Below are 20,769 nucleotides of genomic sequence, written 5' to 3'. Positions count from 1 at the left end.
CCGCACCCTCCCGGTCCGGGCAGGATGGGCACGATGCACACTCCTCGATTGGCCTGTCGACGTGCCGGTTCCGGCGAACCGCTGCTTCTCCTGCACGGGATCGGCGCCACCCGCGACGACTTCGCCGAACTCGTTCCGCGCCTCGCCGAGCACTTCGACGTCCTGGCCGTGGACCTTCCCGGCCACGGATCGTCCCCGATGCTGCCGACTCGTCCCACTGTCGAGTCCCTCGGCGCTGCCCTCGCGGCGGACCTCGACGCCCGCGGGCTGGATCGGGTGCACATCCTGGGCAACTCCCTCGGCGGCCGCCTCGCGCTCGACCTGGCACGGCGCGACCGCGCCCGATCGGTGGTGGCCCTGTCCCCGTCCGGTCTCGGGTTGCCGCCGGAGCGGGCGCTTCAGGGACTGCTCATGGCCGCCGCGCGGATCGTCAACAAGGCACGCAGCCCGTTGATCGAGCGGATGTCGCACAGCACCGTCGGGCGCACGGCACTCACCGCCGGGCTGCGGGCCCTTCCGTGGCGCACTTCGAAAGCCGAATCACTGTCCGTGAAGGGAGGTTTCGCGGAATCGGAGGGTTACTGGTCGATGCTGTGGAATGCCGTACTGACGGACGTACCGACGGGTCTCGACCGCGTTTCGTGCCCCGTCACCCTCGCGCAGGGCGTGCTCGATGTCGTCGCATCCGCGCAGACGGTGCGATACGTCCCACTGATTCCCGGGGCGCGGTTCGTGCCGCTGCCGTGGGCCGGGCACGCGCCGCAGTCGGATACTCCCGTCGCGATCGTCGATCTCGTGCGGCGAACCGCGGCGCAGGCATGATTCCGGCGCGGGTTCCTCAGCCGATCCGGACGCCGTCCGTGACGACCCAGATGCCGTCGGCCCCCTCGCGGACGGGCTGGCGCAGCTGCAGCACCACGATGCTGCCGTCCGCTCGGTCGGTCACCTCCACGGTGTGCGGGTCGGCCATGCGCGCCTCGGTGTCGCTCCAACCGAACCGGTCCGCCACGAATGCCTGCGCGACCAGGGACGGATCCAGCCGCCACGGCTGGCTGCCCTCGTCGACCGCACGCTGAAGTTCCCCGGCCTCCTCCGGGGTCAGGTTCTCGCCGGGAAAGGACGCCTCGGTCGGTGGGGCGGTGTCCTCACGCGCTGTGGTCGGCGAGGCGTCCGGCACGGAGGTGCTCTCGACCGTCGTCGCCGTCACCGGTGCCGACGCGGGCACGGATCCGCCGGTGGTCGGCGCCGGGGTGTCGCCGTCACTGCACGAGGCGACCACTCCGAGCGAGAGCACCACTGCGGCAAAAGCTTTCGATGTTCTGAACCGCACGCCGTCCTCCTTACGATCCCGGTCCCCGAGGTCCTCACCGGCGGTAGGACTCGAGTTCCCCGACGGGCCGCGCCTCCGCCTCGTCCGGGTCGTTGCCGAACTCGGCTTTCGTGCGGCGCTGCCGGAGCAGGTCCCAGCACTGGTCGAGGCGTTCCTCGACGGCGCGCAGACGCTGCCGGTCCCGATCGCTCGTGCCGTCACCGCTCGACTGCGAACGCAGCGCCTTCTCCTCGTCCACCAGTTCCTCGATGTGCCGGAAGAGGTCGTTCTCGTCCATGGGAAGGCTTCCTCGCTGTGGTCGTCTCCCCGGCATATCCGGCCGCCGGCCCCGGTAAACCTGCGCCGTTGTGTGTTTCCGTGGTCTGTGCGTTTCCGTGTTCGCCGGCTCGGGTACGTCACAGCCATGAGTATCGAAGACGGTCCCGGCGACATCCTCAGCCCCAGCGAGGGCCTCGACTCCGACGAAGTCCGCAACGACGACGGCGACGAGGCCGTGGACCCGCCGGAGGGCTGGAGCGGCGCCGACCGGTTCGGCACCACGCAGCGGGAGGAGCAGGAAGGCGAGTCGCTGGACCAGCGCCTCGCGGAGGAGGAGCCCGACGTGGCACCCGCAGAGCCGCTCGAACGGCCGGTCGCGGCCATGCCCGACGACGAACTGACCGAGGATGTCGTCGACGAGGTGGTCGACGGGGACGTCGCCGTCGCGGGCGGTGGGAAGCACGCCGAGGTGGTCGACGGTGTCATCGTCGAGGACTCGCGCGTCGACCGCGGCCAGATCGACGGCAGTCCCGAGGACGGCGACTCCCTGTTCCCGATCGTCGAGTGAGCCGAGCTGTGAGGACGTGCCGAGGCCGACACGGTGGCGCCGAACCGCCGTTGGGCTGTCCGCAGGCGCATTCAATGTCATGATCGTTTGTTATGAGTGACAACTCGGGAGACGCAGGCAGTGGCGGGCTCACCGTCGGCTCGCGGGTGGTGGTGCGCCGCGGCGGCGAGAAGAGCCGGGCGCCCGGTGTAGTGGTCGAGGACTACGCCAGCGAGGCCGCCCGGGCCGGCGAGCAACTCGGACGGGACTGGGCGCCGGTACGCCGTTGGGCCGTCGCGCTGGATGACGGCCGGTTGGTCTTCGCCGACGACGACGAGGTGGAGGCGGAGCCGAAGAAGGGCTGACCGCGTCACGAGAGCCGCCTGCCGACCGGGCGGTACACAGCAGTACGGAGTGGCGACGTATGCCCACCGCAGGGAGGGTGCCGGGACACCGGCACCCTCCCTGCGGCGTAAGTGCGTGACGGCCGCTTCGAACCCGTGGTTCGCAGCAGAAGACCGACCGTCCTGTGCTGGACCTGCTACCTTCATGCCTAGCAGATCTAGGCATAGGAGACCTATGTACATCGAGAAGGACCTCGTGGCGGCGTCGGCGACCCCGCTCGTGCTCGGAATCCTCGCCGAGGGTGAGTCCTACGGCTACGCCATCCTCAAACGCGTCAAGGACCTGTCCCGTGGACGGATCCAATGGACCGACGGAATGCTCTACCCCCTGCTGCACCGGCTCGAACGGTCCGGATACGTGTCGGCGTCGTGGGGAAGCTCCGACACCGGACGGCGACGCAAGCACTACGCGATCACCGACGCGGGACGGAGCGCGCTCGCCGAGCGGCGCAGTCAGTGGGACGTCGTCGCGGACGCGCTCGACCAGGTCTGGCGCTGCGCGGAGATGCCCGCGGCCCCGGGGTGGTCGTGATGGACGCCGCGCTGGAGTCGCAGATCGGTCGGTGGCGGGGCTACGTCGAGCGTCGCCGCGTGATCTCCACCGCCGACGCCGACGAGATGGAAGACCACCTGAGGGACCAGATCTCGGATCTGTCCGCCGCCGGACTGGCGGCCGACGAGGCATTCCTGGTCGCGGTCAAACGCATGGGCAGCGTGGACGACATCTCCCGGGAATTCGCACGCGAGCATTCCGATCGGCTCTGGAAGCAGCTCGTCCTGACGTCCGACGCCTCGGGCGACGGCGGTCCCCGCCCCAGGCGTGAACTGCTCGTCGTTCTCGCGCTCGCCGTCGGCGGTGCCGTCGCCCTGAAGGTGGGGCTGGCGACGCTGGACGAGGGCGTCGTCGCGCGCAACCTCGCTCTGCTCGTGCTCCCGTTCCTGACCGCATACTTCGCGTGGAAGCGCCGGATGTCGCCCCGCGGCGCCGCGGCGCTGCTGGTGTCGTTCGCGGTGGCGGCGGTCGTGATCAACGGGTACCCCTTCACGCCGAACGGATCGACCGAGGTCATCGTCGCGATCCACACCCCGATCGTGTTGTGGTTCGTCGTCGGCCTCGCTTACGTCGGTGGCGAGTGGCGGTCCGACCGGCGCCGGATGGACTTCATCCGGTTCACCGGCGAATGGGTCGTCTATCTCACCCTTCTCGCCCTCGGCGGGGGTGTGCTGGTGGGTCTGACGATCGGCGCGTTCGATGCGCTCGGCACGGATGCCGAGTGGGTCGTCGAGGAATGGGTGCTGCCGTTCGGCGCGGCGGGCGCGGTCGTCGTCGCCGCCTGGCTGGTCGAGGCGAAACAGAACGTGGTGGAGAACATCGCGCCCGTCCTGACGCGCGTGTTCACACCCGTCACCATCGTCATGCTGCTGGTGTTGCTCGGGGCCTTCGCGACCACGGGAAGCGTCGTCGACGTCGACCGGAATCTGCTGATCCTGATGGACCTGATCCTCGTCGTCGTCCTGGGCCTGCTGCTGTACGCGGTCTCCGCCCGCGAGCCGTACCTGCCGCCCGACCTGTTCGACCGCCTGCAGCTCGTCCTCGTCGTCCTCGCGCTGGTGGTCGACGTGCTCATGCTGGCCGCCATGCTCACGCGAATCGCGGAGTTCGGCTTCACTGCCAACAAGGTGGCCGCACTCGGGATGAACCTGGTTCTGCTGGTCGGTCTCGCCTGGTCGGCTCGGCTCCTGTTCGGGTTCGTCCGTGGCCGCCGCGGCTTCGGCTCCGTCGAACGCTGGCAGACCCGCTACCTGCCGGTCTTCGGGATCTGGGCGGCGCTGGTGGTGTGCGTGCTCCCACCTGTATTCGACTTCGCCTGAGCGCGGCCGGCCCGGCCGTCGCGGCGTCCACCTCTTTACAACAGGTCCTCGGCACAGTAATTTGAACGATCGTTCGACCTAATCTGCTGCCTGCCGTTCCGTCGGCCGAAAGGACCTCCGCATGAGCGCACCCGAGGACGTCGTACTCTCCAGCCGCGAAGGCCACGTCACGACATGGACGATCAACCTGCCCGAGGCGCGTAATCCGATCTCCGGCGACGACGTCGTCGAGCGACTGGTGCAGCTGGTGGACGAGGCGAACGCGGACTACGAGACCCGCGTGGTGATCCTCACCGGAGCCGGGAGCGCGTTCTCGGCCGGCGGCAACGTCAAGGACATGGCCGACCGTACGGGGATGTTCGGGGGCGCCCCGCATCAGCTGCGGGAGGGTTACCGTCGCGGAATCCAGCGGCTGCCCAAGGCGATCTACCACTGCGAGGTGCCGATCATCGCCGCCGTCAACGGACCCGCGGTCGGCGCCGGCTGCGACCTGGCCATGATGTGCGACATGCGGATCGCCTCGAACACCGCGTTCTTCGCCGAGAGTTTCGTCAAGCTCGGCATCATCCCCGGCGACGGCGGTGCCTGGCTGCTGCCCCGCGCCATCGGGTCGGCGCGGGCCGCGGAGATGGCCTTCACCGGCGACCGCGTCGACGCCGCCACCGCGCTGGAGTGGGGCATGGTCTCCCGGGTCGTCGAACCCGATCAGCTGCTCGCCACGGCCGGTGAGCTCGCCGCCCGCGTCGCCTCGAACCCGCCGCACGCACTGCGCATGACCAAGAAGCTGATGCGCGAGGGCCAGCGCCAGGATCTCGACAGCATCCTCGAGCTCTCCGCAGCGTTCCAGGCCCTCTCGCACCACACCGCCGACCACGGCGAGGCCCTCTCGGCGTTCCTCGAACGCCGCAGCGGGAACTTCACCGGGAACTGACCGCCGCGACCCCCTCGGGTCGCCGCACGCAAACGAAGGAGCACGGCCGTGGAGCGGACGATCTTCAGCCGGGAGCACGACGAATTCCGGTCCATGGTGCGCGATTTCATCGCGCGAGAGGTGCTGCCGCAGCACGAGGAGTGGGACGGGCTGGGCCGGCCCCCGCGTGAGTTCTTCCACCGTCTCGGTGAACTCGGCATCCTCGGCATCCAGGTGCCCGAGGAGTTCGGCGGTGGCGGCGAGTCGAGCTTCAAGTACAACGCCATCGTGTTCGAGGAAGTGGCGCGGGCCGGCGTCTCCTTCGGCTCGTACACCGTGCACTCCTGCCTGATCCTGCCGTACCTGCTCGAATACGGCACCGACGAGCAGCGTAAGCGCTGGTTGCCGGACTTCGCGTCCGGCCGGATGATGACCGCCATCGCGATGACCGAGCCCGGCACCGGCTCGGATCTGGCCAACATCGCCACTACCGCCAAGCTGTCCGCCGACGGCTCGCACTACGTCGTCAACGGCGCGAAGACGTTCATCACCGGTGGCGTCACCGCCGATCTCGTCCTCACCGTGTGCCGCACCGCGCCGTTCGACCCGCAGGACCGTCGCGCCGGTCTGTCGATCCTCTGCGTCCCCACCGACGCCGAGGGGTTCTCCGTCGGCCGCAAGCTCGACAAGCTCGGTCTGCACCAGCAGGACACCGCCGAGCTGTCGTACCAGGATGTGAAGGTGCCGGTGGAGAATCTCCTCGGCGAGGAGGGCAAGGCGTTCGGCTACCTCGCCCACAACCTGCCCCAGGAACGTCTGAGCATCGCCCTGAACCAGGTGGGCCAGGCTGCGGCCGCGATCGAGCATGCCCTCGCGTACACCCGGGACCGCAAGGTGTTCGGCAAGCCGGTGGCCTCGTTCCAGAACACCAAGTTCGTCCTCGCGGAATGCTCCGCCGAGGTGCAGGCTGCCCGCGTCTTCGCGGACCACTGCCTCGAGCTGCTCGACCGGGGCGAGCTGTCGGTCGCCGACGCCGCCCGGGCGAAGCTGTTCTGCACCGAGGTCGCCGGTCGCGTGATCGACAAGTGCCTGCAGCTGCACGGCGGGTACGGCTACATCACCGAGTATCCGATCGCCCGGCTCTACGCCGACACCCGCGTCAGCCGGATCTACGGTGGCACCAGCGAAGTCATGAAGACGATCATTGCCAAGGACCTCGGCCTGTAGCCGTCCCGTCAGGCAGGTGGAAGGAGCTCGGATGTATCCCGGACGCTACGCGTCGGCCACCCCGGACAAGCCGGCGGCGATCGAGGCCGCCACCGGCCGGGTGGTGAGCTACCGTGAGCTCGAGGACCGTTCGGTGCAGTTCGCGCACTGGCTCCGCGCCCACGGCCTCGGCCCCGGCGACCATCTCGCGGTGCTGTCGGTCAACGACGTCACCGCATTCGAACTGTACTGGGCGGCAGTACGGTCCGGCATGTACGTGACGTTCGTCAACACGCATCTCGCCCCCTCCGAGGTCGCCTACATCGTCGACGACTGCGACGCCACCGCCCTCGTGGTCTCCGCTCCGCTCGCGGACCTGGCCGTCGCCGTTGCCGACGACACGCCGAAGGTGCGGCACCGCTTGGCATTCGGCGGCGACGTCCCCGGACACCTCGGATACGAAGCCGAGATCGCCGCGATGAGCACCGTGCCGCCGGCCGACCAGCCCGGCGGCACGGACATGCTCTACTCCTCCGGAACGACGGGCCGTCCCAAGGGAATCAAGCCTGCGCTCGGCGGTGCCCAGGTCGGCGAGCAGGCGGCCTCCAATGCGGTCGGGCTGCTGCAGCGTTTCGACTTCGACGACAGTTGCGTGTACTACTCCCCGGCCCCGATCTACCACGCTGCACCGCTGCGATTCGGGGCCGCGGCGCAGGCCCTCGGCGGCACGGCGATCGTCGCCGGAAGGTTCGAGGCCGAGACCTGCCTCGCCGACCTCGAGCGCCACCGCGTCACTCACAGTCAGTGGGTGCCCACGCATTTCGTCCGGATGCTGAAGCTGCCCGACCGGACCCGATCCCGCTACGACCTGTCCGCGATGCGGGTGGCCATCCACTCGGCCGCGCCGTGCCCGGCGGAGGTCAAGCGCGCCATGATCGACTGGTGGGACGAGCGGATCTACGAGTACTACTCGTCCACCGAATCCGTCGGCAGCACCCTCGTCTCGCCGCAGGAGTGGCTCCGCAAACCCGGCACCGTGGGCCGCACCGGTCACGGCCACCCCAGCCGTGCCCACGTCTGCGCCGAGGACGGAACGGAGTTGCCGGCCGGGCAGATCGGGTCGATCTACTTCGAGCGTCCCGGCTACAGCTTCGAGTACCACAACGATCCGGAGAAGACGGCGGAGTCGCGCCACCCGCTGCATCCCACGTGGGCGACGACCGGGGACATCGGATACCTCGACGAGGACGGCTATCTCTTCCTCACCGACCGGGCCATGTTCACCATCATCTCCGGCGGGGTGAACATCTATCCGCAGGAGATCGAGAACACCCTCGCCCTGCACCCCGCGGTGTTCGACGTCGCGGTGATCGGCGTGCCGGACGCCGAGATGGGCGAATCGGTCAGGGCGGTCGTCCAACCGGCGGCGGGCGTCGCCGGCGACGACGCGCTCGCCGCCGAACTGATCGCCTACTGCCGCGACCGCATCGCCGGATACAAGTGCCCGCGCAGCGTCGATTTCGTCGACGCGCTGCCCAGGACCCCCACCGGAAAGCTGGTCAAGGGCGCGCTGCGTCTCGCGACCGCCGGAGGTAGCCGATGAGCGCGCGGCGGGGAACGTACGCACGACCGGGAGACACCGTGGCGCCCTCGGAGCGGCAACGGGTGTTCATCGAGGCGGCCCGCCGCGAGTTCGTCCGCAACGGATACGGGGCCTCGTCGATCCGGACGATCGCCCAGGAGGCCGGCGTCAGCCTGTCGGCGCTGTACTACCACTACAAGAACAAGCAGGACCTGCTGCTGGCCATCCTGATCGACGGCGTCAACGCCTTCGACGCGATGTGCGACGAGGAACTTTCGCGTGTCGGGGACGACCCGGTGGAGCGGCTCCGGGCCCTGGTGATCGCCCTCGTCCGGTTCCGCACCACCTGCCAGGAGCAGAGCCTGATGATCGGCACCGAGGTCCGCAACCTGGAACCGGAGAACGCGGCGGTCTACGAGCAACGGCGACGTTCCGGAAACGAGTTGCTGGGCAGCATCATCGAGGACGGCGTGAAAACCGGCGCGTTCACCACCCCGTACCCGGAGGACTGTCGCCGCTCGATCCTGGCGATGACGACCTCGATCGCGAACTGGTACGACCCGGACGGTCCGGACACCCCCGCCGACATCGCGGCCCGGTACGGCGATCTGGCCCTGCTGCTGCTGCAACCGCGACCCTGACCCCCTCACGGAAGAAGACGACGATGCGTACATCACTGGTGCCGGACGCCGGTGCCCCCGACCCGAGCCTCGCGGCGTTGCGAGCCGAGGTGCGCGCCTTCCTGCGCGAGCAGATCGACGCAGGCGTGTTCACCCCCGGCGTGGACACCTGGCTCGCCCGCTGGAACACCGACTTCACCAAGGCCCTGGCTGCCCGCGGCTGGGTCGGCATGACCATCCCCACCGAGTACGGCGGGCAGGGCCGCACCTTCATGGAGCGTTTCGTCGTCACCGAGGAACTCCTCGCCGTCGGCGCGCCGGTCGCCGCCCAGTGGGTCGCGGACCGACAGGCTGCACCGTCGCTGCTCAAGTACGGCACCGAGGAACAGAAACGGCGCTTCCTGCCCGGCATCGCCCGCGGCGAGATCTGCTGGGCCATCGGCATGAGCGAACCCGAGTCCGGATCCGACCTGGCGAGCGTGAAGACCAGGGCCGTGCAGGTCGACGGCGGCTGGCGCATCACCGGCACCAAGCTGTGGACCTCCGGCGCCCACCACGCCGACGCCTTCTTCGCGCTGGCCCGCTCCGCGCCGCTCGACCCGGCGCACCGGCACGCCGGGCTGAGCCAGTTCATCGTCCTGCTCGACTCGCCCGGCGTGGAGATCCGGCCCGTGCTGTCGATGTCCGGTGAACACCACTTCAACGAGGTCGTCCTCGACGACGTGTTCGTGCCCGACGACCTCGTGCTCGGCACCGTCGGCGACGGCTGGGCGCAGGTCACCTCCGAACTCGGCTACGAGCGCAGCGGCCCGGAACGCTTCATGTCCACCTTCGGGGTGCTCGCCGGGGCGGTGGACGAGGCCGGCGCCGGGCGCCTGCCGGCCGATCCCCGCATCGGCGCGTTCGTCGGCCGGATCTTCGGCCTGCACCACATGTCCCGCGGGGTGTCCGAGGCGCTGCAGCGGCACGAGAACGCGGAGGTCGCCGCGTCGGTGGTCAAGGTGCTCGGCACCCAGACCGAGGGCGACATCGCCGACCTCGCCGACGAACTGGCCGACGAGAGCGACACCGCCGGGGAGGGGTTCGCCGAACTGGTCCGAGCCGGTGTCATGCAGCGTCCCGGATTCACCCTCCGAGGCGGCACGAGTGAGATTCTGCGCGGGGTCATCGCGCGGGGATTGGGGATGCGCTGATGAGTAACGCGACTACCGGCAACGACGTGGAGATGCGCGAACTCGCGCAGATGCTCGAACAGCTCTTCGGTGAGCGCCGCGGCGACGATCACCGCCTCAGCGGGCCGCTGCGTCTCGACCGCGAACTGTGGTCGACCCTGGCCGAACTCGGTCTCGCCCGGCTCACCGGCCCGGAGGCGGACGGGGGCAGTGAGGCGGGCTGGGCCGAGGCCGCCTACCTGCTCGGCGCCGCGGGCGCCGGTGCCGCGGCGGTGCCGGTGGCCGAGAACGATCTCCTCGCAGGCTGGCTGCTGCAGCTGTCCGGGTGTGCGCGCGCGGTGACCGATCCGGCGGCGGCACGCACCGCCGCCGTGCTGAATGCCGACGGCTCGGCCCGGCACGTGCCGTGGGCCCGGGACGTGGACGCCGTGGTCGTGCTGTGGGAGACGGACGGCACGTGGCGGGTCGCCGACGTCGCCCGCGCCGACGTCGAGGTCACCGAGGCGGTTGATGTCGCGTCCGAGCCGCGCGACCACATCCGAGTCGACGTCGCCGCGCTCTCCGGTGCCGAGGTGCCGGACGGCACCGCGGAGGAGTTCCTGCGCCGCGGCGCACTCGCCCGGGCCCTGGCGATGAGCGGCGCGATGGAACGGGTGCTCGACCTGGTGGTCGGCCACACCACCGCCCGCGTCCAGTTCGGCCGTCCGCTCGCCAAGTTCCAGGCGGTGCAGCACCTGGTGTCGGACATCGCTGCCGAGGGCGCGCTCGCGCGCGCCGCCGCGCAGGCGGCCGTGACGATCGCCGAGGAGTCCGGATTCGGCAGCGCCGAGGCGGGATTCGCGATCGCCGCAGCGAAGTCCTGCGCGGGGCACGCCGCGTCGGTGGTGGTGCGCAACGCCCACCAGAGTCTCGGTGCGATCGGCTTCACCATGGAGCACGAACTGCACCGGCACGCGAACCGGTTGCTGTCGTGGCGCCGCGAGTTCGGCTCCGTCCGGTTCTGGGACGACAGGCTCACCGCCGCGGCCGTCGAGGCCGGGTCGCGGGGGTTGTGGCCGCTGATCACCGACGGCCGGCCGGAGTAGTCCGCTCGGGGCCCCGCTGGACAGGTACCGCCGGTCGGGTATCGATTGTGGGGTGACGGGGCACGGGGTCCCGGTCGGACGAGAAGGGGCGCACGTGCAGGACGAAGAACAGTCCGGACCCGGGCCGGTGAACCTGCGGGACCTCGGTGGGCTGCCGTTGACCGACGGCGGCCGCACCGCCGCCGGTGTGCTGTACCGCGGCGACGCCTGCTACACCGGCGACGTGGCGCGCGGACTCCTCGCCGACCGGCCGCCTGCGACCGTCGTCGACCTGCGGTCCGACGCCGAGCGTGGTCACCGCGCATACACCTGGCCGGACGGCACGCGCGTGCACCAGCTGTCGCTGCACGCGGACGCCGCACCGGGCGGGCGCACCGGCCTCGGCCTCGCCGAACTCTACGGCCGCGTGTTCGACGTGGCCGCGCCGCTGTTCGCCGGTCTCGTGCCGGTCGTCGCGCGGGCCGCGGGCCCGGTCCTCGTGCACTGCACCGCCGGCAAGGACCGCACCGGTCTCGCGGTCGCCGTCCTGCTGCTCGCGGCGGGTGTGGAACCGCAGGCCGTCGTCGACGACTACGTGGCCACCGACACGAACATGCCCCTTCTGTACCGTCGCTGGGAGGCCGTCGGGCTGCGCGGCGGCTCGTCCTCGGACCGCGACCGGGCGGTGCCGCCGGACCTGTTCCGCGCTCCCGCCGAGGCGATCACCCCGATCGTCGAGCGCCTGGTCGCGCATCCCGGCGGGCCGGAGGCGTGGCTGATCGGACACGGGGCGCGGGAGGACGACGTGCGGCGGTGGCGTTCGCGTGCCAGGGGAGAAGCCGCAGCGGCATACCGAGACAGGAAGGCACGGACGGGATGAGTGAGAACAGCGAGCCGACAGGCGAGGCGTCGACGGGCCTGCCGCTGGAAGGCATCATCGTCGTCAGCCTCGAACAGGCGGTCGCCGCCCCCATCGCGACCCGTCACCTCGCCGATCTCGGCGCCCGCGTCATCAAGATCGAACGGGTCGGGGAGGGCGACTTCGCCCGCAACTACGACGCCGCCGTGCACGGCCTCGCGTCGCATTTCGTGTGGCTCAACCGCGGCAAGGAGTCGATCTGCATCGACCTCAAGGCCGCCGAGGGCGTCGCCACGGTGCGTCGCCTCGTCGACGAAGCCGACGTGGTGCTCCAGAACTTCGCGCCCGGCGCGGCGGCGCGGCTCGGGCTCGGCGCCGACGAGCTGCGCCGCGCACGGCCCGAGCTGATCGTGGTGAACATGACCGGCTACGGCACCGACGGTCCGCTGCGCGAACGCAAGGCCTACGACATGCTCGTGCAGGCCGAAACCGGGCTGTGTTCGATCACGGGCACCCCGGAGACCGCCACGAAGACCGGCATCCCGACCTCCGACATCGCCGCCGGCATGTACGCGCTCACCTCCATCCAGGCGGCGCTGTTCCGGCGCGAGCGCACCGGGGCGGGTGCGACGATCGACGTGTCGATGTTCGACGCGACCGTCGAATGGCTCGGCCACCCCATGTACCTGCAGATGTATCAGGACACGCAGGTCCAGCGGATGGGCCTGAGCCACGCGTCGATCGCGCCCTACGACGCGTACCCCACCGTCGACGGGAAGATCCTGATCGGCGTGCAGAACGACCGCGGCTGGCGGGCCCTCGTCACCGAGGTGTTCGGCCGTCCGGATCTCGCCGAGCACCCGAAGTTCGCGACGAACATCCTGCGGGTGCAGCACCGCGCCGAGACCGACGCGGTCGTCGCCGAGCACACGCGCCGCTTCGGGACCGCCGAACTCGACAAGCGTCTCGCCGCCGCGGGCGTACCCGCCGCCCGGCTGAACGAGATGAAGGATCTGATCGAGCACCCGCAGCTCGAGGAGCGCAACCGGTGGCGGGAGGTGGCCACCGAGGCGGGCCCCGTGCGGGCCGTGCTGCCGCCGATGACGTTCACCGACGTGGAGATGCGCATGGGTGCGGTCCCGGCGCTGGGCCAGCACACCGACGCGGTGCTCGCCGACCTCGGCCTCACCGACGAGCAGATCGCCGGGCTGCGCGCCGCCGGCATCGTGCAGTAGCCGGCCCAGTACGCCGATCGACCCAGTGATCCACTGGCGCAGTACTCGAACCCGAAGGAGTCCGACATGCCCCAGTTGTTGCAGCTCGACTCGTCCGCAAACCTCGAGACGTCCGTCTCCCGTGAGCTGACCCGTCTCTTCGCCGATACATGGCGCCGGCGCGGACCGGACCACACCGTGATCGAACGGGATCTGCACCGCGATCCGGTCCCGCACCTGCGGGACGCGGAACTGCACTACGCGCCGCGACTGCGGGCACCCGGCGCCTCCGTCGATCCCGCGGCGGAGGCATTGCAGACCGAGCTGATCGCCGAGGCCCGGAGCGCCGATGCCGTCGTGATCGGTGCCCCGATGTACAACTGGTCGCTGCCGTCGACGCTCAAGGCGTGGATCGACTACGTCCACGTGCTCGGCACCACCGTGCCGTTCGACACCCCGGACCAGCCGTTCGCCGGCACGCCCGTCGTCGTGATCTCGAGTCGCGGGCTGGCCTACGGTCCCGGTGATCCGGACGAGGGACTCGACTGCACCGTGCCGCCGTTGCAGCAGGTGCTCGGCGCGTCCCTCGGCATGGACGTCACCGTCGTCACCGCCGAATACACACTGGCGGGACGCATTCCGGCCCTGGAGTCGATGGCGGACCGTTCTGCGGCGAGCCTGGACGCCGCGCGCGAGAAGGTGCAGCGGCTCGCGCACGACCTCGGTGTCTGAGCGCGGTCAGCCTGCCGCCGACGTAGCACGGTCCGGCAGCCAGCGGACGTAGCGGAGTCCGCGACGTTCCCTCTCGGTGAGCCCGCCCCAGATCCCGTGCTGTTCCTTGTTCTTCACGGCATGGTCGCGGCACGTCAGGCGCACCGGGCAGGCCGCGCAGATGTCCCGGGCCGCTCGTTCCCGGCGCTGCCTCTCGCCCAGGGTCTCACCCTCGGGGGCGTAGAAGGTGTCCGGCCCGATGAACCGGCAGCGGGCGTGCAGACGCCAGTCGTGTGTGTCCGGGACGACGGGGGGAATCGGTGCCGGGGCAGGAGAAGTCATGTCGGTTCCGGGGTCAGGCCATGAGCGCGGTGAAGCGCCAGTCCAGCACGGCTGCCGGCGCATCGGTGCCGCGGTGGGCATGGACGATCGAGCGCAGTTCGAGCACGCCCCCACCACTTTCCAACGGGTGGGCGGACTCGATGTGCAGATCGCTGGTGAGGGTGTCGCCCTCGTGGACCGGACCGGTGTGGTCGCACGAGTGCCAGCCGAGGACGGTGACGAGGTTCGGCAGCGCCCGGCTGGCCTGGGCCAGAGCCAGGCCGATGGTGTGGCCGCCGTACACCAGTCGTCCTGCAGCGCCGACGCGTTCGTCGTGATGGGTGGCGGCGATGTTGAGGGTCAGGCGCGCCAGCTCGGGTGCGCTGGAGACGACGTCGCCGCTCGACCGCAGCGCCGCCCCGGCGAGCGACGGATCGAAATGCGTTCCCGGAACCCGCTTCCGGTAGGTGTCGAGGTCCCAGTCGACCGGGGCGGACCACCGCGGCGGCTCCTGCGGTCCGATTGCGGACAGGTCGTCGGCGGCCACGACCCGATCCGGATCGGGGCTGCCGCTCAGCGGCAGCATCGCGCACCGGTAGAAGTCGAGGACGGTCCGCCCGTTCTGGTCGACGGTGTTCATCCGCAGCGCCGCCAGACCGGTCGGCTTGCGGCCGGGCTTGGCCGAATTCTCTTTCAGGCCGACCACTTCGGTGGTGGTGTAGAGCGTGTCGCCGATGTGCGGGAAGCGGTGGAAGCGCAGGCCGCGGTAGAACAGGTTGGCCTTGACGTGGTGGGTGACCAGCGTGGACTGTCCGATGGCGAGATCGGTGACGAGTCCGGCGTGTGCGACGGGCCCACCCGCGACGGCTGCCGACAGGTGCGCGTCGAGGGGCAGGCGCAGACGGTCACCGAGGATCGCCTGGTGGGCGGCTGCGAGGCCGTCGGTGATTGTGACCGCGGGGGCGGTGTCGAAGACCTGGCCGACGGTCAGCTCGTCGAAGTAGGGTCCGCCGACCTCGGCGGCGTTCGCGGTGGTCATCTCAGCTCTCTCCGATCAGGGCGAGGGTGCGGCGGGCGGCGACGGCGACCGCCTCGTCGAGCATCTGTCCGTCGAGCTGGGCGGCGCCCGCGCCGCGGGCCTCGGCCTCGGCCAGGGCGGCCAGCACCCGCCGCGCCTGCTCGGCCTGCTCGTCGTCGGGGGTGAAGGCCGCTGCGGCCGAGACGATCTGGGCCGGGTGAATGACCCATTTGCCGTCGAAGCCGAGGTCGGCGGTCCAGCGGGCGGCGTGACGGAACCGGTCGTCGTCGGTGATGCCGAGGAACGGGCCGTCGATCGCCTGCACGCCCGCGGCGCGGGCGGCGTGCAGGATCCGGTCCTGCACGTACAGCCAGTGCTCGGGGGCGGCGGTGCGGGTGCGGCCGAGCGCGGCGCCGAGGTCGGCGTAACCGAGGATCACCGCGGCCAATCGTGGGCCGGTGACGATCTCGTCGAGGCGGGTCACTCCGGCCGGGGTCTCGATCAGCGCCTGCACGGCCAGGCCGGTATCGCCCGCCTCGGTGAGGATGCGGTCGGTCTCGGCGAGGTCGTCCGGGCCTTCGACCTTGGGCACCACCACCGACGACAGGGCCGACCCGAGGGCGGCGCAGGCGCGCAGATCGTCGGCGAACCACGGCGTGCCGGGACCGTTGACGCGCACCGCGATGGTGCGGCCGGTGCCGTGCGTGGACACCAGATCGGCGACGAGGCCGCGGGCGGTGTCCTTGTGGGCGGTGGCGACGGCGTCCTCGAGATCGAGGACCACCTCGTCGGCCGAGGAGGCCAGGGCCTTACCGGCCTTGCGTTCGTCGGAGCCGGGGGCGACGAGCACGGCTCGCCGGCGGCGGGGCTGGGCGAGAGTCACGGATCAACCTCTGCTGTGGGGCGGTCGGGAACGCGCTAAATGTACGGCCATTGTCTGGTCCGGCGCTACCCGGAGCGGACCCATAGGTGACGACAGGGTCGACATATAGCTCATTCGAGGGATGTCGAGCGACCGTACGGTGTTGACACGGTCGGGTGTGCGACGAAAAATGGCCGTACAAATGGCGGGTGGGATCGCAGGTCCCGTGTCGATTCGAGGATTTTTCCGTGAGCTACCTGAGCGACGAAGAGACCTACCTGGTCGAGACGGTGCGCGAGTTCATCGACCGGGAGGTCAAGCCGTCGGTGCAGGAAGTCGAGCACGCAGGCGAGTACCCCGAGAAGTGGATCGAGCAGATGAAGCAGATCGGGATCTACGGGCTGGCGGTGCCGGAGGAGTACGGCGGGATGCCGGTGTCGATGCCGTGCTACGCGCAGGTCACCGAGGAACTGGCCCGGGGCTGGATGTCGCTGGCCGGCGCGATGGGCGGGCACACCGTCGTCGCCAAGCTGCTGGTGCTGTTCGGCACCGAGGAGCAGAAGCGGACCTGGCTGCCGAAGCTCGCGACCGGCGAGGTGCGGGCGACGATGGCGCTGACCGAGCCGGGCGGTGGGTCGGACCTGCAGGCGATGACCACCACCGCCCGCCGCGACGGCGACGAGCTGGTGATCAACGGTGCCAAGACGTGGATCACCAACGCGCGTCGCGCCGGGCTGATCGCGCTGCTGTGCAAGACGGATCCGGCCGCCACGCCGCGGCACAAGGGCATCTCCATCGTCCTGGTCGAGCACGGGCCCGGCCTGACCGTCTCGCGGGATCTGCCCAAGCTCGGGTACAAGGGCGTCGAGTCGTGCGAGCTGAGCTTCGACGGCTACCGCGCCCCGGCGACGGCGATCCTCGGCGGCGAGCCCGGCCGGGGTTTCGCGCAGATGATGAAGGGCCTCGAGACCGGCCGCATCCAGGTGGCGTGCCGCGCGTTGGGTGTCGCCGCGGCCGCGCTCGAGGACTCCCTGGCGTACGCGCAGCAGCGGGAGAGCTTCGGGCAGCCGATCTGGAAGCACCAGTCGATCGGCAACTACCTGGCGGAGATGGCCACCAAGCTCACCGCGGCGCGGCAGCTGACCCGCTACGCCGCCGAGCGCTTCGACAGCGGCGAGCGGTGCGACATGGAGGCCGGCATGGCCAAGCTGTACTGCTCGGAGATCGCGATGGAGATCGCGCTGAACGCGGTGCGCATCCACGGCGGCTACGGCTACTCCACCGAGTACGACGTCGAACGCTACTTCCGGGACGCCCCGCTGATGATCGTCGGCGAGGGCACCAACGAGATCCAGAAGGGCGTCATCGCGTCCCAACTGGTGGCCCGCGGCGGCCTGTGACCGCCCGTCACTAGGATCCGTGATCGTCATGGGCGAACGCGACACGGAACCGGCGTACGCGCAGCTGTCGCGACGGCTGCGCGAGGCCGTCGACGCCGGGGAGTACCGCGGCGGCGTCCGGCTGCCCACCGAGGCCGAGCTCGCGCGGCGCTACGGACTGAGCCGGCAGACGGTGCGGCGCGCGTTCCAGGACCTCGTCGCCGACGGCGTCGTCTACCGGGTGCCCGGCCGGGGCACGTTCGCCGACGAGGACGGGCGGCGCTACCGGCGCCAGCTCGGCTCCATCGAGGACCTGCTCGACCTCGCGGCGGACACCACGATGGAGATCGTCGCGCCACTGAGACGCGGCGTGCACATCGAGGCCGCCAGCCGGCTGCGCCTGGACACCGATCTGGTGCACGCGGTGGTGCTGCGCCGCGTGCACGACGGAATCCCGTTCGCGCTGACCTCCGTGTACCTGCCCGATCGCGTGGCCGCGCACGTACACGAGGCCCCGGAACTCGCGGCCGGCGCGTCGAGCCGGAACACCGTGATGGGTCTGCTCGAGCCGCACCTCGAGCATCCCATCGTCGAAGCGGCACAGACGATCACCGTCGCGCGGGCCACGGAAGAGGTTGCGCGCGAGCTGAACTGCGAGACGGGGCATCCGCTGCTGCGGGTGGACCGGCTGTACTCGAACGACGTGGGCGAACCCACCGAGCTGTCCGTCAGTTACTTTCTGCCCGAGCACTACACGTATCGCGTCACCCTCCGTCGCGCCGGACACCGTCCGTAGCGGCCCCGACCCAGGAGAAACGAATTATGCGTACCTTCCACGGAATCGACGAGATCGAGGCGGCCGTCGGCGAGGATCTCGGCCACAGCGAGTGGCTGGAGATCACCCAGGAGCGGGTGAACCTGTTCGCCGAGGCGACGGGGGACCACCAGTGGATCCACGTCGACCCCGAGCGCGCGAAGGACGGACCGTTCGGCACGACCATCGCCCACGGCTACCTCACCCTCTCCCTCCTGCCCGTCCTCGGATCGCAGATCTTCTCCGCCGAGGGGCTGAAGATGCGGATCAACTACGGTGCCAACAAGGTTCGATTCCCGTCGCCGGTTCCGGTGGGATCCAAGGTGCGGGCGACCGCGAAGTTCACCTCGCTCGAGCGCACCGCGAAGGGCGCGAACCTCACCGTCACCTACACCGTCGAGGCCGAGGGCGCCGAGAAGCCCGCGCTCGTCGCCGAGACCATCGCCGTGCTCGTGGCGTAACGGTCGACCAGTCTGCGGACGGACTCGGGCACCGGCACGTCGTCCGCGACCCACGGTGCGGCGACCGGCCGGTCCGCGACCGTCCGCAACGGGACCACACCCGCCCACGAGCCGTCGTTCACGTCGGGCGCAGACGGGGGTGCGTCGCGGATCTTGACCGTCCACTGCCCCGCCCGGATCGGCAGGACCAAGGTGGCGGTGGCCGCCAGTTCCTTCCGGGTGTGTGCCCGGGTCTCGGTGCTGCGCCCCGGAATCAGGCCGTCCGACAGAGCATCCAGGGCGGCGGCGGACTCCTCCGCGGGCAGGACGTGGACCTCGCCGCGGACGACGGCGGATCGGAAGTTCGCGGACGAGTGGAACAGATCCTGCGCGACGACGACACCGTCGAGGAGCGAGACGCACACGGCCACCGGCGCACCGGATGCGGCCAGGCGCAGCGCGCCCGCGCCGGTGGAGCCGTGCAGCAGGATCCGGTCGCCGTCGCGTGCGTAGAGCATGGGTACCACCCACGGCAGGCCGTCGACGACGGTCGCGAAGGTGCAGGTGACGGCCGCGTCCAGCACCGTGTCGAGGTCGGCTCTCCGGGTGCGGGCCCGTTCGGGGTGGCGCCTGATGTTGTCCATGCCGGTGAGTCTGGCGGCAATCCGGATCACTGAACAGGTCCACAAAGCGCGCAGAAGATAGGACCAGTATCGTGGCGCCGTGCCCCGTGTCGCGCCCGCCGTCCATCCGGCCTTCGACCTGCCCGACATTGACGCGCCACTCCGGCAGCGCGTCGCCGAGGCCGTCGTCGACCAGATCCGGCAGGGCCGCATCGGGGTCGGTGACCCGCTGCCGTCGACCCGCGTGCTGGCCGCGGAACTCGGGATCTCCCGCGGTTGCGTGGTCGAGGCGTACGACGAGCTGTGCGCCTCGGGATTCGCCGTGGCGCGGGCGGGTTCGGGCACGCGAGTCGCGTCCGGTGCCGACGTCGCGGCGCGGGCGCACGCCGTATTCCATCCGGTCGTGCCCGCGGCGGCGGTGACGGAACCGGATCCGGCGCGGCGCGCGCCGGTACTGGACCTGCGGCCGGGGATACCGGATCCGGCGCTGATCTCGGAACCCGAGTGGCGTCGCGCGTGGCGGGCGGCCGCCGCGGCGCCGCGGGCTCTCGGCGTCGCGGATCCGGAGGCTCATCCGGATCTGCGCCGGGCGCTGGCCGACCATCTCCGGCGGACGCGGGGCCTCGCCTGCGGGGCGGACGAAATCGTCGTGCTGCCGGGCGTCGCCGCCGCGATCCGGGTGCTCGCGATCGCGGCGCTGCTGCGAGACCGCGACGTCGCCTTCGAAGATCCGGGATACCTCCGTGCGCGACGGGCACTCGTCGGCGAGGGCGCCCGTCCCCGTCCGATCCCGGTGGGGGAGGACGGCTTGGATCCCGACACGGTGCGGGAGACCGACGCCGCGGTGTACTGCACACCCGCGCATCAGTATCCGATGGGAGCGCGGATGCCCGTGTCCCACCGTGCCCGGCTCGTCGCCCGTGCCGCCGACATGGGCACGATCGTCGTCGAGGACGACTACGACGGTGAGTTCCGGTACGACGTGTCGGCCCTGCCGGCGCTGCGCAGCATCGACGGCGGCCGCGAGTGCGTCGCGTACGTGGGGACCGCCTCGAAGATCCTGTCCCCGGATCTGCGACTCGCGTGGCTGATCCCCCCGACTCCGCTGCGCTCGCGGATCGCGGCGGCCGTGGCCGAGAGTGGGGAGGTGGCCTGCTCGGTCACCGCGTCCGCGCTGGCCCGGCTGATCGAGTCGGGGGCGCTGTCGCGGCATCTGGCGCGTGCGTCCCGCACGTACCGCGCTCGTCGGGCCGCGTTCGTCGGTGCCCTCGGCGATCTCGAACGGTCCGACGTGACGGTGACCGGCATCGAAGCGGGTCTGCATGTGGTACTGCGGTTTCCGGAGGGTGTCGACGACGTCGCGATCGCAGAGGCAGCGCGCCGGCTGGGTGTGGAGACCGCACCCCTCAGCAGGTACAGCGCCGGGCCCGGCGGTCCGAGCGGACTCGTGTGCGGGTATGCGCGGTTGCCGGAATCGCGGGCGGCGGCCGCGGCCGCCGCGATCGGCGCGACCCTACCCGGCGGTGTGCCCTTCGGGCTGCCCTAGCAGCCACCGGCGGCGGA

Annotated in this window: 24 protein-coding genes; 18 read left to right on the top strand and 6 right to left on the bottom strand. The window is 70.6% G+C overall.

Translation table 11 applies throughout. The features are described from left to right. Positions 1 to 48: 48 nt before the first annotated feature. Positions 49 to 822, top strand: coding sequence for an alpha/beta fold hydrolase (locus AC2IPW_RS21690; RefSeq protein WP_486375650.1), 774 nt, complete (start codon positions 49 to 51; stop codon positions 820 to 822). Positions 823 to 838: 16 nt separating this feature from the next. Here AC2IPW_RS21690 and AC2IPW_RS21685 read toward each other — a convergent pair whose 3' ends face one another. Both AC2IPW_RS21685 and AC2IPW_RS21680 read right to left on the bottom strand, forming a co-directional pair. Next, positions 839 to 1,330, bottom strand: coding sequence for an acyl transferase (locus AC2IPW_RS21685; protein WP_486375649.1), 492 nt, complete (start codon positions 1,328 to 1,330; stop codon positions 839 to 841). 34 nt (positions 1,331 to 1,364) lie between these two features. Further along, complete coding sequence (locus AC2IPW_RS21680) at positions 1,365 to 1,607, bottom strand: DUF2630 family protein (RefSeq protein WP_486375648.1); 243 nt, start codon at positions 1,605 to 1,607, stop codon at positions 1,365 to 1,367. A 126-nt stretch (positions 1,608 to 1,733) separates the two neighbouring features. Here AC2IPW_RS21680 and AC2IPW_RS21675 point away from each other — a divergent pair, with 126 nt between their 5' ends. The 13 genes from AC2IPW_RS21675 to AC2IPW_RS21615 all read left to right on the top strand — a co-directional run bounded on the left by AC2IPW_RS21675 (position 1,734) and on the right by AC2IPW_RS21615 (position 13,770). After that, positions 1,734 to 2,156 carry a hypothetical protein gene (locus AC2IPW_RS21675; RefSeq protein ID WP_486375647.1) on the top strand — a complete coding sequence of 141 codons (423 nt, stop codon included), beginning with the start codon at positions 1,734 to 1,736 and terminating at the stop codon, positions 2,154 to 2,156. A gap of 92 nt (positions 2,157 to 2,248) precedes the next feature. After that, a complete protein-coding gene (locus AC2IPW_RS21670; RefSeq protein WP_003938192.1) occupies positions 2,249 to 2,500 on the top strand; it encodes a hypothetical protein in 252 nt (83 codons plus the stop codon). A gap of 214 nt (positions 2,501 to 2,714) precedes the next feature. Next, positions 2,715 to 3,071: a PadR family transcriptional regulator gene (locus tag AC2IPW_RS21665; RefSeq protein ID WP_003938191.1), complete on the top strand. Its 357-nt coding sequence runs from the start codon at positions 2,715 to 2,717 to the stop codon at positions 3,069 to 3,071. Next, entirely contained in the window at positions 3,071 to 4,411 is a 1,341-nt protein-coding gene (locus AC2IPW_RS21660) for a permease prefix domain 1-containing protein (protein WP_486375646.1), read from the top strand. Before AC2IPW_RS21665 ends, AC2IPW_RS21660 begins: the two co-directional genes overlap by 1 nt. Positions 4,412 to 4,532: 121 nt before the next feature. After that, positions 4,533 to 5,342: a crotonase/enoyl-CoA hydratase family protein gene (locus tag AC2IPW_RS21655; RefSeq protein WP_003938189.1), complete on the top strand. Its 810-nt coding sequence runs from the start codon at positions 4,533 to 4,535 to the stop codon at positions 5,340 to 5,342. Between the two features lie 48 nt (positions 5,343 to 5,390). Further along, complete coding sequence (locus AC2IPW_RS21650; RefSeq protein ID WP_486375645.1) at positions 5,391 to 6,548, top strand: acyl-CoA dehydrogenase family protein; 1,158 nt, start codon at positions 5,391 to 5,393, stop codon at positions 6,546 to 6,548. A gap of 31 nt (positions 6,549 to 6,579) precedes the next feature. After that, positions 6,580 to 8,130, top strand: coding sequence for an acyl-CoA synthetase (locus AC2IPW_RS21645; RefSeq protein ID WP_486375644.1), 1,551 nt, complete (start codon positions 6,580 to 6,582; stop codon positions 8,128 to 8,130). Positions 8,131 to 8,168: 38 nt separating this feature from the next. Next, the gene (locus AC2IPW_RS21640; RefSeq protein WP_486375643.1) at positions 8,169 to 8,750 is read left to right on the top strand and encodes a TetR/AcrR family transcriptional regulator; all 582 of its coding nucleotides are present in this window, start codon (positions 8,169 to 8,171) and stop codon (positions 8,748 to 8,750) included. A gap of 23 nt (positions 8,751 to 8,773) precedes the next feature. Beyond that, the gene (locus AC2IPW_RS21635) at positions 8,774 to 9,922 is read left to right on the top strand and encodes an acyl-CoA dehydrogenase family protein (protein ID WP_486375642.1); all 1,149 of its coding nucleotides are present in this window, start codon (positions 8,774 to 8,776) and stop codon (positions 9,920 to 9,922) included. Then, positions 9,922 to 10,986 (top strand): acyl-CoA dehydrogenase family protein, encoded by a 1,065-nt coding sequence (locus tag AC2IPW_RS21630; protein ID WP_003938184.1) that lies wholly within the window; start codon positions 9,922 to 9,924, stop codon positions 10,984 to 10,986. The genes AC2IPW_RS21635 and AC2IPW_RS21630 overlap by 1 nt, the downstream gene beginning before the upstream one ends. Before the next feature lie 94 nt (positions 10,987 to 11,080). Further along, a complete protein-coding gene (locus tag AC2IPW_RS21625) occupies positions 11,081 to 11,845 on the top strand; it encodes a tyrosine-protein phosphatase (protein ID WP_486375641.1) in 765 nt (254 codons plus the stop codon). After that, positions 11,842 to 13,059, top strand: coding sequence for a CaiB/BaiF CoA transferase family protein (locus AC2IPW_RS21620; protein WP_486375640.1), 1,218 nt, complete (start codon positions 11,842 to 11,844; stop codon positions 13,057 to 13,059). The genes AC2IPW_RS21625 and AC2IPW_RS21620 overlap by 4 nt, the downstream gene beginning before the upstream one ends. A gap of 66 nt (positions 13,060 to 13,125) precedes the next feature. After that, positions 13,126 to 13,770, top strand: coding sequence for an FMN-dependent NADH-azoreductase (locus tag AC2IPW_RS21615; protein WP_416061942.1), 645 nt, complete (start codon positions 13,126 to 13,128; stop codon positions 13,768 to 13,770). Positions 13,771 to 13,776: 6 nt separating this feature from the next. Here AC2IPW_RS21615 and AC2IPW_RS21610 read toward each other — a convergent pair whose 3' ends face one another. From AC2IPW_RS21610 to AC2IPW_RS21600, 3 genes are read right to left on the bottom strand one after another with little or no spacing between them, the layout of a single operon-like run. Beyond that, entirely contained in the window at positions 13,777 to 14,091 is a 315-nt protein-coding gene (locus AC2IPW_RS21610) for a WhiB family transcriptional regulator (RefSeq protein ID WP_416061941.1), read from the bottom strand. Positions 14,092 to 14,104: 13 nt separating this feature from the next. After that, the gene (locus tag AC2IPW_RS21605; RefSeq protein ID WP_416061940.1) at positions 14,105 to 15,109 is read right to left on the bottom strand and encodes a MaoC family dehydratase; all 1,005 of its coding nucleotides are present in this window, start codon (positions 15,107 to 15,109) and stop codon (positions 14,105 to 14,107) included. A gap of 1 nt (position 15,110) precedes the next feature. Continuing rightward, the gene (locus AC2IPW_RS21600) at positions 15,111 to 15,938 is read right to left on the bottom strand and encodes an HpcH/HpaI aldolase/citrate lyase family protein (protein ID WP_486377051.1); all 828 of its coding nucleotides are present in this window, start codon (positions 15,936 to 15,938) and stop codon (positions 15,111 to 15,113) included. A gap of 260 nt (positions 15,939 to 16,198) precedes the next feature. On the opposite strand from AC2IPW_RS21600, the gene AC2IPW_RS21595 reads away from it, so the two are divergent. From AC2IPW_RS21595 to AC2IPW_RS21585, 3 genes are read left to right on the top strand one after another with little or no spacing between them, the layout of a single operon-like run. Then, the gene (locus AC2IPW_RS21595; RefSeq protein ID WP_486375639.1) at positions 16,199 to 17,350 is read left to right on the top strand and encodes an acyl-CoA dehydrogenase family protein; all 1,152 of its coding nucleotides are present in this window, start codon (positions 16,199 to 16,201) and stop codon (positions 17,348 to 17,350) included. A 28-nt stretch (positions 17,351 to 17,378) separates the two neighbouring features. Further along, positions 17,379 to 18,125, top strand: a complete 747-nt coding sequence (locus AC2IPW_RS21590; protein WP_486375638.1) for a GntR family transcriptional regulator — start codon at positions 17,379 to 17,381, stop codon at positions 18,123 to 18,125. Between the two features lie 26 nt (positions 18,126 to 18,151). Next, positions 18,152 to 18,604 (top strand): MaoC family dehydratase, encoded by a 453-nt coding sequence (locus AC2IPW_RS21585; RefSeq protein ID WP_003938510.1) that lies wholly within the window; start codon positions 18,152 to 18,154, stop codon positions 18,602 to 18,604. Here the strand turns inward: AC2IPW_RS21585 and AC2IPW_RS21580 are convergent. Further along, on the bottom strand, positions 18,532 to 19,227 hold the full coding sequence (locus AC2IPW_RS21580) for a pyridoxamine 5'-phosphate oxidase family protein (protein ID WP_040783756.1): 696 nt from the start codon (positions 19,225 to 19,227) through the stop codon (positions 18,532 to 18,534). The genes AC2IPW_RS21585 and AC2IPW_RS21580 overlap by 73 nt on opposite strands. A gap of 79 nt (positions 19,228 to 19,306) precedes the next feature. On the opposite strand from AC2IPW_RS21580, the gene pdxR reads away from it, so the two are divergent. Then, entirely contained in the window at positions 19,307 to 20,752 is a 1,446-nt protein-coding gene (gene pdxR, locus AC2IPW_RS21575) for a MocR-like pyridoxine biosynthesis transcription factor PdxR (RefSeq protein ID WP_486375637.1), read from the top strand. Positions 20,753 to 20,769 lie beyond the last annotated feature (17 nt).

This window comes from Rhodococcus sp. NS-SX18 (assembly GCF_057367935.1).
This window is presented reverse-complemented; position numbering and strand designations above follow the sequence as displayed.

What these genes read in the sequence shown, in the direction of transcription:
- AC2IPW_RS21680 (WP_486375648.1), bottom strand. Translation starts at nt 1,607, where the DNA reads ATGGACGAGAACGACCTCTTCCGGCACATCGAGGAACTGGTGGACGAG.
- AC2IPW_RS21675 (WP_486375647.1), top strand. Translation starts at nt 1,734, where the DNA reads ATGAGTATCGAAGACGGTCCCGGCGACATCCTCAGCCCCAGCGAGGGC.
- AC2IPW_RS21670 (WP_003938192.1), top strand. Translation starts at nt 2,249, where the DNA reads ATGAGTGACAACTCGGGAGACGCAGGCAGTGGCGGGCTCACCGTCGGC.
- AC2IPW_RS21665 (WP_003938191.1), top strand. Translation starts at nt 2,715, where the DNA reads ATGTACATCGAGAAGGACCTCGTGGCGGCGTCGGCGACCCCGCTCGTG.
- AC2IPW_RS21660 (WP_486375646.1), top strand. Translation starts at nt 3,071, where the DNA reads ATGGACGCCGCGCTGGAGTCGCAGATCGGTCGGTGGCGGGGCTACGTC.
- AC2IPW_RS21655 (WP_003938189.1), top strand. Translation starts at nt 4,533, where the DNA reads ATGAGCGCACCCGAGGACGTCGTACTCTCCAGCCGCGAAGGCCACGTC.
- AC2IPW_RS21645 (WP_486375644.1), top strand. Translation starts at nt 6,580, where the DNA reads ATGTATCCCGGACGCTACGCGTCGGCCACCCCGGACAAGCCGGCGGCG.
- AC2IPW_RS21635 (WP_486375642.1), top strand. Translation starts at nt 8,774, where the DNA reads ATGCGTACATCACTGGTGCCGGACGCCGGTGCCCCCGACCCGAGCCTC.
- AC2IPW_RS21630 (WP_003938184.1), top strand. Translation starts at nt 9,922, where the DNA reads ATGAGTAACGCGACTACCGGCAACGACGTGGAGATGCGCGAACTCGCG.
- AC2IPW_RS21620 (WP_486375640.1), top strand. Translation starts at nt 11,842, where the DNA reads ATGAGTGAGAACAGCGAGCCGACAGGCGAGGCGTCGACGGGCCTGCCG.
- AC2IPW_RS21615 (WP_416061942.1), top strand. Translation starts at nt 13,126, where the DNA reads ATGCCCCAGTTGTTGCAGCTCGACTCGTCCGCAAACCTCGAGACGTCC.
- AC2IPW_RS21610 (WP_416061941.1), bottom strand. Translation starts at nt 14,091, where the DNA reads ATGACTTCTCCTGCCCCGGCACCGATTCCCCCCGTCGTCCCGGACACA.
- AC2IPW_RS21605 (WP_416061940.1), bottom strand. Translation starts at nt 15,109, where the DNA reads ATGACCACCGCGAACGCCGCCGAGGTCGGCGGACCCTACTTCGACGAG.
- AC2IPW_RS21590 (WP_486375638.1), top strand. Translation starts at nt 17,379, where the DNA reads ATGGGCGAACGCGACACGGAACCGGCGTACGCGCAGCTGTCGCGACGG.
- AC2IPW_RS21585 (WP_003938510.1), top strand. Translation starts at nt 18,152, where the DNA reads ATGCGTACCTTCCACGGAATCGACGAGATCGAGGCGGCCGTCGGCGAG.
- AC2IPW_RS21580 (WP_040783756.1), bottom strand. Translation starts at nt 19,227, where the DNA reads ATGGACAACATCAGGCGCCACCCCGAACGGGCCCGCACCCGGAGAGCC.